This is a genomic window from Candidatus Marivariicella sp. (genome assembly GCF_983056325.1).
In genome coordinates this window covers 45,429-59,490 of sequence record NZ_CEZOWA010000007.1, presented here as the reverse complement: position 1 = coordinate 59,490, position 14,062 = coordinate 45,429, and the positions used below count along the sequence as shown (strand labels likewise).

General features: G+C 29.9%; 11 protein-coding genes. 6 read left to right on the top strand and 5 right to left on the bottom strand.

Annotated elements, in window-relative coordinates; genetic code table 11:
- The first annotated feature begins 59 nt into the window (after positions 1-59).
- From AC3ATN_RS03530 to AC3ATN_RS03515, 4 genes are read left to right on the top strand one after another with little or no spacing between them, the layout of a single operon-like run.
- Complete coding sequence (locus AC3ATN_RS03530) at positions 60-617, top strand: L-threonylcarbamoyladenylate synthase (protein ID WP_487531853.1); 558 nt, start codon at positions 60-62, stop codon at positions 615-617.
- Positions 618-2,042, top strand: a complete 1,425-nt coding sequence (locus tag AC3ATN_RS03525; RefSeq protein ID WP_487531852.1) for a CCA tRNA nucleotidyltransferase — start codon at positions 618-620, stop codon at positions 2,040-2,042.
- A complete protein-coding gene (locus AC3ATN_RS03520) occupies positions 2,039-3,061 on the top strand; it encodes a COX15/CtaA family protein (RefSeq protein ID WP_487531851.1) in 1,023 nt (340 codons plus the stop codon). Before AC3ATN_RS03525 ends, AC3ATN_RS03520 begins: the two co-directional genes overlap by 4 nt.
- A complete protein-coding gene (locus AC3ATN_RS03515) occupies positions 3,058-3,537 on the top strand; it encodes an IS1096 element passenger TnpR family protein (RefSeq protein ID WP_487531850.1) in 480 nt (159 codons plus the stop codon). Before AC3ATN_RS03520 ends, AC3ATN_RS03515 begins: the two co-directional genes overlap by 4 nt.
- On the opposite strand, the gene AC3ATN_RS03510 is transcribed toward AC3ATN_RS03515, so the two are convergent.
- On the bottom strand, positions 3,534-4,604 hold the full coding sequence (locus AC3ATN_RS03510; protein ID WP_487531896.1) for a hypothetical protein: 1,071 nt from the start codon (positions 4,602-4,604) through the stop codon (positions 3,534-3,536). The genes AC3ATN_RS03515 and AC3ATN_RS03510 overlap by 4 nt on opposite strands.
- A 118-nt stretch (positions 4,605-4,722) precedes the next feature.
- Between AC3ATN_RS03510 and uvrB the strand changes: the two genes are divergently transcribed.
- The gene (gene uvrB, locus AC3ATN_RS03505) at positions 4,723-6,720 is read left to right on the top strand and encodes an excinuclease ABC subunit UvrB (RefSeq protein WP_487531849.1); all 1,998 of its coding nucleotides are present in this window, start codon (positions 4,723-4,725) and stop codon (positions 6,718-6,720) included.
- On the opposite strand, the gene sucC is transcribed toward uvrB, so the two are convergent.
- Entirely contained in the window at positions 6,721-7,914 is a 1,194-nt protein-coding gene (sucC, locus tag AC3ATN_RS03500; RefSeq protein WP_487531848.1) for an ADP-forming succinate--CoA ligase subunit beta, read from the bottom strand.
- A gap of 150 nt (positions 7,915-8,064) precedes the next feature.
- Between sucC and lysA the strand changes: the two genes are divergently transcribed.
- Positions 8,065-9,276 carry a diaminopimelate decarboxylase gene (gene lysA / locus AC3ATN_RS03495; RefSeq protein WP_487531847.1) on the top strand — a complete coding sequence of 404 codons (1,212 nt, stop codon included), beginning with the start codon at positions 8,065-8,067 and terminating at the stop codon, positions 9,274-9,276.
- A gap of 77 nt (positions 9,277-9,353) precedes the next feature.
- On the opposite strand, the gene mnmA is transcribed toward lysA, so the two are convergent.
- From mnmA to pyrG, 3 genes are read right to left on the bottom strand one after another with little or no spacing between them, the layout of a single operon-like run.
- Positions 9,354-10,535 (bottom strand): tRNA 2-thiouridine(34) synthase MnmA, encoded by a 1,182-nt coding sequence (mnmA, locus tag AC3ATN_RS03490; protein WP_487531846.1) that lies wholly within the window; start codon positions 10,533-10,535, stop codon positions 9,354-9,356.
- Between the two features lie 49 nt (positions 10,536-10,584).
- Positions 10,585-12,441, bottom strand: a complete 1,857-nt coding sequence (gene yidC / locus AC3ATN_RS03485; RefSeq protein WP_487531845.1) for a membrane protein insertase YidC — start codon at positions 12,439-12,441, stop codon at positions 10,585-10,587.
- On the bottom strand, positions 12,442-14,061 hold the full coding sequence (gene pyrG / locus AC3ATN_RS03480) for a CTP synthase (protein WP_487531844.1): 1,620 nt from the start codon (positions 14,059-14,061) through the stop codon (positions 12,442-12,444).
- Position 14,062 lies beyond the last annotated feature (1 nt).

Below are 14,062 nucleotides of genomic sequence, written 5' to 3'. Positions count from 1 at the left end.
AAAGTAATGTTTTGTATCTAACAAGCTATTAAACTGTATTTTTGTAAAAATTTTTTTTAATGATTTTAGAAATCAAAAAAGCAGTTGAAATATTAAAAAATGGAGGAATAATTCTTTATCCCACAGATACTGTCTGGGGAATTGGATGTGATGCCACTAATGTTATTGCGGTAAAAAAAGTATTTAAAATCAAAAAAAGGAAATCAGAGAAAGCTCTTATATGTCTTATAAGAGATTTAAATATGTTAAAGGATTATGTAATAAAATTACCTGATGGAATTGAAAAAATTATCAACGACCCCATCCCAACAACCATAGTTTACCAAAACCCTCAAGGTGTTGCACATAATTTAATTGCAGAAGATAACTCCTTAGCCTTTAGAATTCCACAAAATGAATTTTGTCAAAAATTAATATCTGAATTTGGAAAACCAATAGTTTCGACTTCAGCTAATATTAGTTTGAACAAAACTCCTTTTAAATATTCGGAAATAACATCTACAATTTTGGAAGGTGTTGATCATGTTGTAAATTTGTTTAAAGAAAAAAAATGTAGCTTACCATCCAGAATATTTAAAATGGGTGTAAATGGAAAGCTTCAGGTTATTCGTAAATAAATGAAGTTGCTTAATACACATGAACTACTGGACTCAGAGCTTTTTCAAACTTTAAAAAAAGTTGTTGATAAAGCAGACATTGAAACATACATTATAGGGGGGTTTGTTAGAGATTTTTTACTAGAAAAACCATTATATAAAGACATTGATATTGTAGTTATTGGAAATGGAATTGAAATTGCTAAAGCCACTCAAAAAGTTCTTCCAAATGCAAGTAAAGTAAAAGTATTCAAGAACTATGGTACAGCTATGTTCAAATGGAATGAAATAGAAATTGAATTTGTTGGTGCAAGAAAAGAATCTTACTCTCTAGAAACGAGGAATCCAAAGGTAGAAAGTGGAAGTTTATCTGATGACCAAAAGAGGCGTGATTTTACGATTAATGCACTAGCCATAAGTATGAACTCATCTGATTATGGAGAGATTCTTGATCCTTTTGATGGATATAATGATTTAAAAAATGGAATACTTAAGACACCTTTAGAACCTAACAAAACATTTAGTGATGATCCCCTAAGAATGTTAAGGGCAATCAGGTTTGCTTGTCAGTTAAATTTCAAGATTGAAGAAAAAACATTGAATTCTATTATGCAAAACGCAGATAGAATAGAAATTATTTCTAATGAAAGAATAATCGAGGAAATAAATAAAATAATTGCTTCACAAAAACCGTCCATTGGGTTCATGATTTTAGATAAAACCGGATTGTTAAAAAACATACTACCTGAGATAGAAAACCTAAAAGGAATTGACGAAGTAGAAGGTCACAAGCACAAAGACAATTTTTATCACACATTAGAAGTTTTAGATAATATCTGCAAATCAACAGATAATTTATGGCTCAGGTGGGCAGCACTTCTTCATGACATTGGAAAGGCCCCAACAAAAAAGTTAGTTAAAGAAATTGGATGGACATTTCATGGTCACGAATTTGTTGGATCGAAAATGGTTTATAAGTTGTTTAAGAGAATGAAAATGCCTCTGAATGATAAAATGAAATATGTTCAAAAATTAGTTTTAATGAGCTCTCGTCCAATTGTTATAGCTAACAAAACAGCAACAGATGCAGCTGTTAGACGTTTGGTTTTTGATGCTGGAAATCATATTGAAGATCTTATTAGTCTTTGTAAAGCTGACATAACAACAAAAAATGAAAAGAAATTTTCAAAATATCACAAGAATTTTGAAATAGTCACCAATAAAATTATTGAAGTAGAAGAAAGAGATAAAATTAGAAATTTTCAACCCCCTATTGATGGCCAATTTATTATGAAGTATTTCAATCTAAACCCCTGTAAGGAAATCGGGGAAATTAAAGAAATAATCAAAGAATCTATTCTTGAAGGTAAAATTCCAAACGAAAAAAATGCTGCTTTTGAATTAATGAAGTTAACAGGTAATAAATTAGGATTAAAAATACAATGAAAAATAAATTTATTTTTTTTTTAAAGGCTTCAATAATTTTAATATTTCTTGTAGTTGCGGCAGGAGCAACTGTAAGGGTGACAGGGAGTGGAATGGGTTGTCCTGACTGGCCAAAATGTTTTGGGTATTTAATTCCCCCAACCAATAGAGATCAATTAGACTGGAAATCTAACTTTTATTACAAAACTAACGAAGTGATAATTGTAAATAAATCATTAAGAGTTGCTAAATTAAATTTTATTTCTAGCGAAAAATATGACATAAATAATTGGGCCCCATATTTAAAACACGACTATTCAATTTTTAACGCTTACCATACCTGGATTGAGTTTCTAAATAGATTAATCGGAGCAATTGCTGGGATAGCTACTCTTTTTATGTTATTTTTTTCGTTGTCCTATTGGAGGAAAAATAAATTAATTGTTTTAGGTTCTTTCCTTGTGGTAATGGGAATGGGTTTTCAAGCTTGGCTTGGGAAAGAAGTTGTAGACTCAAACCTTTTACCTCTAAAAATAACATTACATATGTTAATGGCTCTAGTAATTATCGGCATACTTGTTTTTATTTTATATAAAACAAACCATAATTCATCTATTTTTGAAAAAAATAAAAAAATAATATATATATTATTTTTAGGCTTTGGCTTGACAATAATCCAGATTTTTTCTGGAACTCAAATAAGACAGTTTATAGATATTCAAATAAATGAATATCCCATTCAAAAGGAATTATGGCTTAAATTTGCTCCCTTGAAATTTTATTTTCATAGAAGTTTTTCAATTTTAGTTTTAATAACGCATATTTTACTTTGGTCGGAATTTAAAAAATATAACTTTATTCCGTTGTCTCTCAAAATAATAGTTTGTTTGATTGGTTTAGAAATATTTACTGGAATTTTAATGTACTATTTTAATTTTCCAATGACTACTCAACCAATTCATTTATTTATGGCAACTTTAATATTTAGCTTCCAGCTATACTTAATATTTCAAGTAACATTAAAAAATTACAATCAATGATATTAAGAATACGGACTATTTTAGATGTTAATGACGATGTAATTCGTGATATAGAAATCACAGAAAATTCTAAATTAGTAGATTTACACAATATGATTATTAAATCATATGGATTTCTTGGAAAAGAAATGGCTTCATTTTATAGAACAAATGAAAACTGGCAGCAGGGAGATGAGATGCCCTTGGTTGATGTTGGTTTAGATAAAAATTTTAATAATGAGGAACTAAAAAATCTTTTTAGTGATGAAAATAGCCGTCTTTTATATGTTTACGATTTTTTAGCTTTATGGACTTTTTTCATAGAAGTAGTTGAAACTAAAAGCCCAAAAAAAAATACTGAATATCCAAATTTAGTGTTTTCTGAAGGTACAGTCCCGAAGACACCACCAATTAAAAATTTTCAAGAATTTGATTCAAGTGAAGAAGACAAACAAGAAGAAGATGAAAATAATTTTGATTTAGACCAATTTTATTAGTTCCTTAAGAAAGAAATTGGTTTAATGTTTTTGTAATTCCTTTTTATAAATAACAATGCTGCCTCTAAAATATCTCCCATTGAATTGCTGTTTTTAAACGCTTTATCATTAGTAAAGTTATAAATTTCAAGTTTTAATTGTTTTAAATTTTCAATAGTTGTAATTGGACTTTCCTTCATTGAAATTAATAGCTGGCTAATTTTTTTTTCGTTATCAATTATCCTTTTTGCTACAATAGATCTTTCCTCAATTTTATATTGATCAATTGAATCGTGTGTTAATTTTTTTTGAATCATTTGAATTAAAGGTTGGTTTTCTTTGAAAAATTGAGGTCTGTAAACTGAAAGCTTACCCTCAAAGCTTTGTTGATCAAAATCAATGGCTCTAATTTTATAGATTACCTGATCAAAATCATGAATTGGAATAATCACATAATTATATGATCTCATGTCTCCCAACAATCTAACCATACATCTTTCATTGAATTTAACATACTCCTTAGCTATTTGTGCTTGTTCAGCCTCTGAACATTTTGAAAGCATATCTTTTATAAATACATCGCCAGGTATACCCGCAATATGTTCCTCAATTAATGTAAATTTATTTACAAGAAAATTTATGTTATATGGAGATAACAGATGTTCAATTTCCAAACCAAATGCTCTAGAAGAATCTGTCTTTTTTATATAAAAATAGGTGAAATTATCATTTAATATATTTCTAACTTTTACTCTAAAGGGTTTCGAATTTCCAAAGGTGCAAAAGTCAATCGCATCAATATTTAAATATGTTATTATTGATTCGTTTCCATCTGAATGAAGGATTGTGTATATTTTTTTTAAATTGTAATCAATTTCATTCATTTCACTTTCAGAATAATAAACTCTTGTCCATAGAGTGTCATTATCATTATCATCATAAACGACAACACTTCCTTGAAATCGCATTAAGTCTTCGTACGATATTGGTATTTCCATCCACCTATTGAAATCAATTAAGTATTTCATTAGAGTGTCTGAAATAGGGAAAAAAGGTTTTTTCTTAGATATGAGTTTTTTCATTTTAATACTTATCTACACTAAATTAACATCTTTATCAAAACAAACGTTCAATTTTGTAATTACTACTTGAAAAGAAATTCAAAAGAAACAATAAATCACATACTTTTGTACCTAAAGTTTAAAAATGAAATTTAAAATTGTTTCTGAGTTCCTTCCTACTGGAGATCAACCTGATGCCATCAAAGAAATAGTATCAAGTTTTGAGAAAAATGAAAAGTACATAACTCTCCAAGGGGTAACTGGTTCTGGTAAAACTTTTACTGTTGCTAATGTGATTGAGGAAATTGAAAAGCCTACACTGGTCTTGGCGCATAATAAAACTTTAGCAGCACAATTATACTCTGAATTCAAGCAGTTTTTTCCTAACAATGCTGTTGAATACTTTGTTTCTTACTACGACTATTATCAACCCGAAGCATATATGCCTGTTAGTGGTACTTATATTGAAAAAGATCTTTCAATAAATGAAGAAATAGAAAAATTAAGATTAAGTACAACTTCATCTTTACTCTCCGGAAGAAGAGATGTAATAGTTGTGGCATCAGTATCATGCTTATATGGAATTGGAAATCCTGTAGAGTTTCAAAAAAATATAATTAAATTAGATAAAGACCAAAAAATATCTAGGACAATTCTTCTTAAAAAATTAGTTCAGAGTCTCTATTCAAGGACAACTGCTAGTTTTGAAAGAGGTAACTTTAGGATTCAGGGAGACATAATTGATATTTACCCAGGGTATTCAGATACGGCTTATAAAATTCATTTTTTTGGAGATGAAATTGATGAAATTGAATCCTTTGACCCTATTAATAATAAAATAATTGATTCTCAAGAAAGAGTTACAATATATCCAGCAAATATGTTCGTAACATCTCCAGATATTCTTCAAAATGCTATCCATCAAATACAAACTGATTTAGTTAAGCAAGTTGAATATTTCAAAGAGATTGGTAAGCATTTAGAAGCAAAAAGACTTAAAGAAAGAACTGAATTTGATCTAGAAATGATTCGTGAATTAGGGTATTGTTCAGGTATTGAAAATTACTCAAGATACTTAGATGGAAGAAATCCTGGAACCAGACCATTTTGTTTACTTGATTATTTTCCAAATGATTATTTAATGGTAATAGATGAAAGTCATGTTACTATTTCACAGGTTCATGCTATGTATGGAGGAGACAGGTCACGAAAAGAGAATCTTGTCAACTATGGATTTCGTCTTCCCGCGGCAATGGATAATAGACCTCTGAAATTTGAAGAGTTTGAAGGATTACAAAATCAGATTATGTATGTGAGTGCAACACCTGCAGATTATGAGCTACAAAAGACAGAAGGTTTTGTAATTGAACAAATTATCAGGCCAACTGGCTTGTTGGATCCAGAGATTGAAGTAAGACCTAGTTTAAATCAGATTGATGATTTAATAGATGAAATTCAAAAAAGAATTGAAAATGACGAACGAACTCTTGTAACCACTTTAACAAAAAGAATGGCTGAAGAACTTACTGCATATCTATCTAAAGTTAGTATTCGATGTAGATATATTCACAGCGATGTTGACACACTAGAAAGAGTAGAAATAATGCAAGACCTGAGGCTAGGAAAGTTTGATGTTTTAGTTGGAGTAAATTTACTTAGAGAGGGTTTAGATCTTCCAGAAGTATCATTAGTAGCAATTCTTGACGCGGATAAAGAGGGGTTTTTAAGAAGCGCTAGATCTCTTACTCAAACTGTAGGAAGAGCAGCTAGAAATTTAAATGGAAAAGCCATAATGTACGCAGATAAAGTTACTAACAGTATGAATAAAACGATTAATGATACTGAATATAGAAGAAAAAAACAGACTGAATATAATATTAAGAACAATCAAAAGCCAAGATCTTTAAATAAATCCTTAAACAATGTTTTGGCTAAAAATTCGGTTTCTACCTATTCCAAAGAAATTGAACAACAAAGGCTTATAAATTCACTTAGCAAATTTAAAAGTCTGGAAGATTTCGAAAAAGCAATTCGAAATACTAGAAAAAATATGGAAAAAGCGGCTAAAGAATTAGATTTCATTGAAGCAGCATCACTTAGAGACCAAATTAAAGCTTTACAACTCGAAAAATCAAAATTATAATTATTCCAAAACTTCTTGAACTTTTTTTGCTGCCTCTTCGAAAGCTGTGGCTGCTATCACATCTAATTTTGAGTTTTGAATTAAAGTTTTTGCTTGTTTTGCGTTAGTTCCTTGTAACCTAACTATTATTGGGACTTTAATGGCATCACCCATATTTTTATATGCATCAATAATTCCTTGAGCTACCCTATCACACCTCACAATTCCACCAAATATATTAACAAGTATTGCTTTAACTTTTGGATCTTTTAGAATTAATCGAAAAGCAAATTCTACCCTTTCAGCATCAGCAGTTCCGCCTACATCAAGAAAATTTGCAGGAGATCCACCAGATTGTTTAATTAAATCCATAGTAGCCATGGCCAGTCCAGCTCCATTAACCATACATCCAACATTTCCATCTAAATCAACATAATTGAGTCCTGCTTCGCCAGCTTCAACTTCAATTGGATTTTCTTCATCTAAATCTCTGAGATTTGCAAAATCAGGGTGTCTGAATAAAGAGTTATCATCTATACTAACTTTGGCATCTACAGCAATAATTCTATCATCAGAAGTCTTAAGAACTGGATTAATTTCAAATAATGAAGAGTCTGATCCAACATAAGCTTTATATAAATTTGAAATAAATTTAAGCATTGACTTAAATGCTGCTCCCTTTAAGCTTAAGTTAAAAGCAATTTTTCTAGCTTGAAAAGGGAGTAGTCCAAGAGCTGAATCGATTTCTTCATTAAAAATAAGATGTGGTGTTTTCTCAGCAACCGCTTCAATATCCATACCTCCCTCTGTCGAATACATAATCATATTTTTTCCAGAAGATCTATTAAGTAAAATAGAAATATAAAATTCTTTTGGCTCAGAATTTCCTGGATAATAAACGTCCTCAGCTACTAAAATTTTATTTACTTTTTTTCCTTCAGGTGGTGTTTGAGGTGTAATTAATTGCATTCCTAATATGCTATCCGAAACTTGTTTTAATTCTTCAAGAGATTTTACTAATTTCACCCCTCCTCCTTTACCTCGTCCACCTGCATGTATTTGTGCTTTAACCACAAACCATTCAGTCCCTGTAAGTTCTTTTAATTTTTCTGCTCCTTTTACAGCGTCATTAGAATTATCAGCAACAATACCGTTTTGAATTGCAACTCCATAATTTTCTAGTATACTTTTACCTTGATATTCGTGTAGATTCATAATTTATATGATATATCAACAAAAATAAAAATCAATATGTTAAAACAGTTATTTAATCGATATTAATTTAACAATTATGTATTAATATAATATATTTTTTATTTTTAACTAATAATTATAATCTATCAATAGATTTGATAACTAAAATAATTGAAAGAAAAGGAACTAATATCAATATCTGAAGAATTTGGAAATCCCATATACATCTATGATGCAAATAAAATTGAAAGTCAATACAATAGACTTCTAAATGCATTTTCAAATGTCTCGGGTTTAAGAATTCATTACGCTGTCAAAGCTTTATCTAATATTTCAATATTAAAATTGATGAAATTTTTAGGGTCAGGTCTAGATACAGTATCAATAGAGGAGGTTAAAATTGGTTTAATCGCTGGCTTTGATCCATCTAAGATAATTTTCACCCCAAATGGAGTATCTATTGATGAAATTGAGTCTGTTTCAAAATTGGGGGTTCAAATTAACATTGACAACTTATCCATTTTAGAACAATTCGGAAGAAAAAATCCTGACACTCCCGTTTGTATAAGAATAAACCCTCATATAAATGCAGGAGGGAATTCGAATATTTCAGTTGGACATATTGATTCAAAATTTGGAATTTCAATCCATCAAATTCCCCTTTTAGTGAGGATAATTGAAAATACAAAAATGTGTATTAATGGAATTCATATGCACACTGGGAGTGATATTTTAGATATTGGTGTCTTTTTATATGCATCAGAAATACTATTTGAAAATGCATTAAAATTTAAAAATCTTGAATTTATTGACTTCGGTAGTGGATTTAAAGTTCCCTATAAAGAAGGCGACATTGAGACAGATATTGAAGAGTTGGGAGAGAAATTAAGCATAAGGTTTAATGAATTTTGTAAAATATATGGTAAAAAAATAGATTTAGCATTTGAACCAGGTAAATTTTTAGTAAGTGAAGCTGGATATTTTATCACATCCGTAAACTCAATAAAACAAACAACTTCTACTGTTTTTGCTCAGATAAACAGTGGTTTTAACCATTTCGTCAGACCTATGTTTTATAATTCATATCATGAAATAATAAATATTTCTAATTCTAAAGGAAGAAAAAGATTTTATTCAGTTGTTGGATATATATGTGAAACAGACACTTTTGCCAACAATAGAGAGATTTCCGAAATTTCAGAAGGAGATCTTTTAGTATTTAAGAATTCAGGGGCATATTGCTTTACTATGTCAAACAATTATAACTCACGTCTAAAGCCAGCTGAAATATTATGGTATAAAAATAAAGCATTCCTAATCAGAAAGAAAGAGGAGTTTAGTGATATTATTAATAATCAAATTGAGTTAGATTTCAATTCATAAGGTTAACAACCCATTTTTATTCGAAAAATTTCTTGAAGCTCTAAAGTAAAGGATATTTAAAAATTAGACTTTTTTTATTATCCCAATATAACTCCCGAACCAACGAGTTCGTTATTAATATACCATGCTATAAATTGACCTGGTGTAACAGCTGATTGCTCTTTATCAAAATAGACATACAAATAATCCTTTTTTTGTAAAATATTTGCTGAAAACAAAGGTTGTCTATATCTAATTCTGGCGCTAACAGAAATAGATTGTCCTTCACTCAAAATTAAATCTTCACGAATCCAATGAACTTTATCTAAAGAAACTCTTAAGGATTTTCTAAATAAACCAGGGTGAGAACTACCTTCACCAACATAAATTATATTTGATTTTATATCAGTAGAAATAACGAAAAGAGGTTTCTTTGTTCCACCTATAAATAAGCCTTTTCGCTGACCAATAGTATAAAAATGAGCACCCTGATGGGTTCCTACTCTTTTCCCATCATTTTTACAATAACTTAAAGGAATTGATATGTTTTCATTTGATTTACTTGAATTTCTAAACGTATATTTATTTGAATCATTAGGTATTTGAATAATATCCCCTTGAACTGGACTTAATTTTTGTTTTAAGAATTCGGGAAGCTTAACTTTTCCTACGAAACATAATCCTTGAGAATCTTTTTTTTCAGCAGTTACTAAACCTTGAGCTTTTGCAATTTTACGAACTTCATCTTTTTTTAAATGCCCTATTGGAAAAAGTGATTTTTGAAGTTGGTATTGATTGAGTTGACATAAAAAGTAAGATTGGTCTTTATTAGAATCAGCACCTTCAATTAATTGAAAAACTGTTTTATTTTTAATTTCTTTTATATGTTTTTGACAATAATGACCAGTTGCAATAAAATCAGCACCTAATGAAATTGCAATATTCAAAAATAAATCAAATTTAATTTCCTTGTTACACAAAATATCAGGGTTAGGTGTTCTTCCGTTTGAATACTCATCAAACATATAATCAACTATTCTCTCTTTATATTCTTTACTTAGATCTACAGTCTGAAACGGGATACCTAGTTTTTGAGACACCATAATTGCATCATAACTATCCTCAAGCCAAGGACATTCGTTAGAAATAGTAACCTCCTCGTTATGCCAATTCTTCATAAAAAGACCTATAACATCGTAGCCTTCTTTTTTTAGTAAATATGCAGCAACACTTGAATCTACTCCACCCGAAAGACCTACAACAACCCTTTTACTTTTCATACATCAAAGTTACAATTATGCTTGAGAAAAATACAAAGAGTATTAAAAACTACTTTCTTCCTTGTTGATTAATTTTCTTTTGTGCTTCTGCTGCTTCCATAGCCTTTTGAAGCTTCTGTGAAAAACCACCAACTTTTCTTGGTTTTTTCTTGTTTTCTGCAATTTGAGCCTTAATATTATCTTCTTTAATTATGAAATTTTTAATAACCAACATCAACAGAATGGTTAAGGTATTTGAAATGAAATAATATAAGCTTAACCCACTTGCATAATTATTAAAAAACAATAACATCATTAGTGGCATCATATAAATAATAAATTTCATGTTTGGCATACCTTCTTGCTGAGGCATTGCCTGCTGACCTGTTGTCATTAATGTATACACAAAAATTGCTGCAGATGCCAATATTGGGAAAAGACTAATATGATCACCATAAAATGGAATTGAAAATGGAAGTTCAAAAATTGAATCATATGAAGATAAATCATCAGCCCATAAAAAACTTTTTTGACGTAATTCAAAAGCTACTGGAAAAAACGAAAATAAAGCATAGAAGATTGGAAGCTGAATTAAAGCAGGAATACAACCGGACATGGGATTAACACCAGCCTTACCATATAAACTCATAGTTTCTTGTTGTTTTTTAACTGCATCATTTTTGTATTTCTTAGTAATCTCTTCAATTTCAGGCTTCAAAACCTTCATTTTAATTTGAGACACGTAAGATTTATAAACAACAGGAGACATTGTTAATCTAACTATGATTGTTAAAACTATAATTGCAATTCCGTAAGGGAAAAAACCAGCTAGCCATGCAAAAAGAGGAAGAAATATAAATCTATTTATCCATCCAAAAATTCCCCAACCTAAGGGAACAGAAGACTCAAGTGAACTACCGTAAGATTTTAAAATTTGATAATCAGTTGGACCAAAATAAAAACTCATTTTTGATAATATATTCCCATTCTGTCTCTGTAATTTAAAAGCACTAGTTAGTCTTTTTGTGTATCTTTTTTCAAGATTCTCGTCTATAGTTAGATCTTTTGACTTAAAAGATACCTCATTAATTAAATTATCTGGAATTAGGATTGAACTAAAGAAATGCTGTCTATAGGAAATCCATCTAATATTATTTTCTATTTCTTCATCTTCGCCTGAAAGAGACAAATTATCAACTTTATCTTCTTCATATAAATAGGTTAATTGAGTGTAACGACTTTCATAATCTATGCTCTTTGAGTTTCTAAATAAATCCGTACTCCAATTTAAAACAAAATCATCTGAAACAAAGATATCCTCAAGACCTTCAGATCTGATTTCAAAACCTAACTTATAGCCTTTATTTGGAAGGGTGTATTTAAATTCTAAAAACTTAAACTCAGAAATAGCTGCCCTAAGTATTACAGATTGGCTACTATTATTTTTTTCCCATTTGACAATATCGAAATAAATATTTTTAGTATCAAATAATAGACCTAGACGAGTTTTAAGAGTCGTATTTATTAGATGATTATTTTCAGAAATTAGATTTAGTGGCTTATCTAAATGATTTGAGAATTCTTTTAAATTTACAAGTGACAAATTTGCTCCTTTGGTACTAATTAAAAATTTTAAATCTTTATTTTCTAAAACCAATTCATCAGTACTTTTCGGCTCTAACCATTTTGAAAAAACCCCATACGATTGATTTAATTGGTCATTTTGTGACGAATTATTTGTGACTTTTACACCTGAAGCCGATTTAGTTTTTGATTCTAATGTTGCAGTATCTGAATACGATTCTTGTTCTGCAATATTGGAGTTTTGAATGACTGTGTTTTCATTACGGAACAACATCCATGTTAGTATCAACGCTATTAATATAATTCCAATAAATTTGTATGGATCAAATTTTTCTTCTTCCATTTAGTTTTTTGATTTAGAATATTTTAGTGCAGCTTCAATAAAAGAAACAAACAATGGGTGAGGCTCAGAAACTGTGCTTTTATATTCTGGATGAAACTGAACTCCAATAAACCATGGATGATTAATATTTTCAATTATTTCTATTAAACCAGTTTGAGGGTTAAAACCAGTAGCTCTTAAGTTCAGTGAAAACATTATATCATTATACTTGTTATTAAATTCGTAACGATGGCGATGACGTTCCTTTATTAAAGTTTTATCATAAATCCTATTTGATAAACTGCCTTTCGATAAAGAACATTCCCAAGAACCTAATCTCATAGTCCCTCCTTTATTTTTAATATTTTTTTGATCTTCCATCAAATCTATGACTGGATTTATAGTACTCTCAGTCATTTCAGTTGAGTTAGCTTCTTTTAGATCTAAAACATTTCTTGAATATTCTATTACAGCCATTTGCATCCCAAGGCAAATGCCAAAAAAAGGAATTTTGTTGATTCTAACAAATTCAACTGCTTTAATTTTTCCTTCAATACCTCTTTCTCCAAAACCTGGAGCAACAAGTACTCCATCCAAATCATTTAGCTTCAAAATATTATTATTCTCTGATATAAATTCCGAATGAATTGTAATAACCTCAACCTCAACTTCGTTGGCAGCTCCTGCATGAATAAATGCTTCTAATATTGATTTATACGAGTCTTGTAATTCAACATACTTTCCTACTAATCCAATTTTAACTTTATCCTTAGGGTTTTTGTATTTGATCAAAAACTCCTTCCATTTTTTTAGATCTGGAGACTGTTTTGGTTTTAAATTCAAACGCTCTATTACCACCCGATCAAGACCTTCATCTTGCATCTTTAGTGGAACATCATAAATAGTTTCAACATCAATGGATTGAATAACCGCTTCGTATTTAACATTGCAAAATAATGCTAATTTTTTTCTTAAATCGTTTGATAACTCATGTTCAGTTCTGCAAACTAAAACATCTGCTTTAATTCCACTCTCCATTAATGTTTTGACTGAATGTTGAGTTGGTTTGGTTTTGAGTTCCCCCGCTGCAGATAAAAACGGTATCAATGTCAAATGAATCGTCATTGCATTATTTTCGCCATGCTCATAAATTAGTTGCCTAACAGCCTCTATATATGGGAGAGATTCAATATCACCTACTGTACCACCAATTTCTGTTATAATTATATCATAATCTCCCGTTTGACCTAATAATAGTATTCTTTCTTTGATTTCATTAGTAATGTGAGGAACTACTTGGACTGTTTTCCCTAAAAACTCTCCTCTACGTTCTTTTTCTATGACACTCTGGTATACTCTTCCAGTTGTAACGTTATTAGCTTGAGAGGTTTTTACATTTAAGAAACGCTCGTAATGACCCAAATCAAGGTCAGTTTCAGCACCATCATCTGTAACATAACATTCACCATGTTCATATGGGTTTAATGTGCCTGGATCCACGTTTATGTATGGATCAAACTTTTGGATAGTTACTCTAAACTTTTGAGACTGAAGAAGCTTTGCTAAAGAGGCAGCAACGATACCTTTACCTAAAGATGAGGTAACGCCCCCGGTAACGAAAATGTATTTTGTTTTTGACATA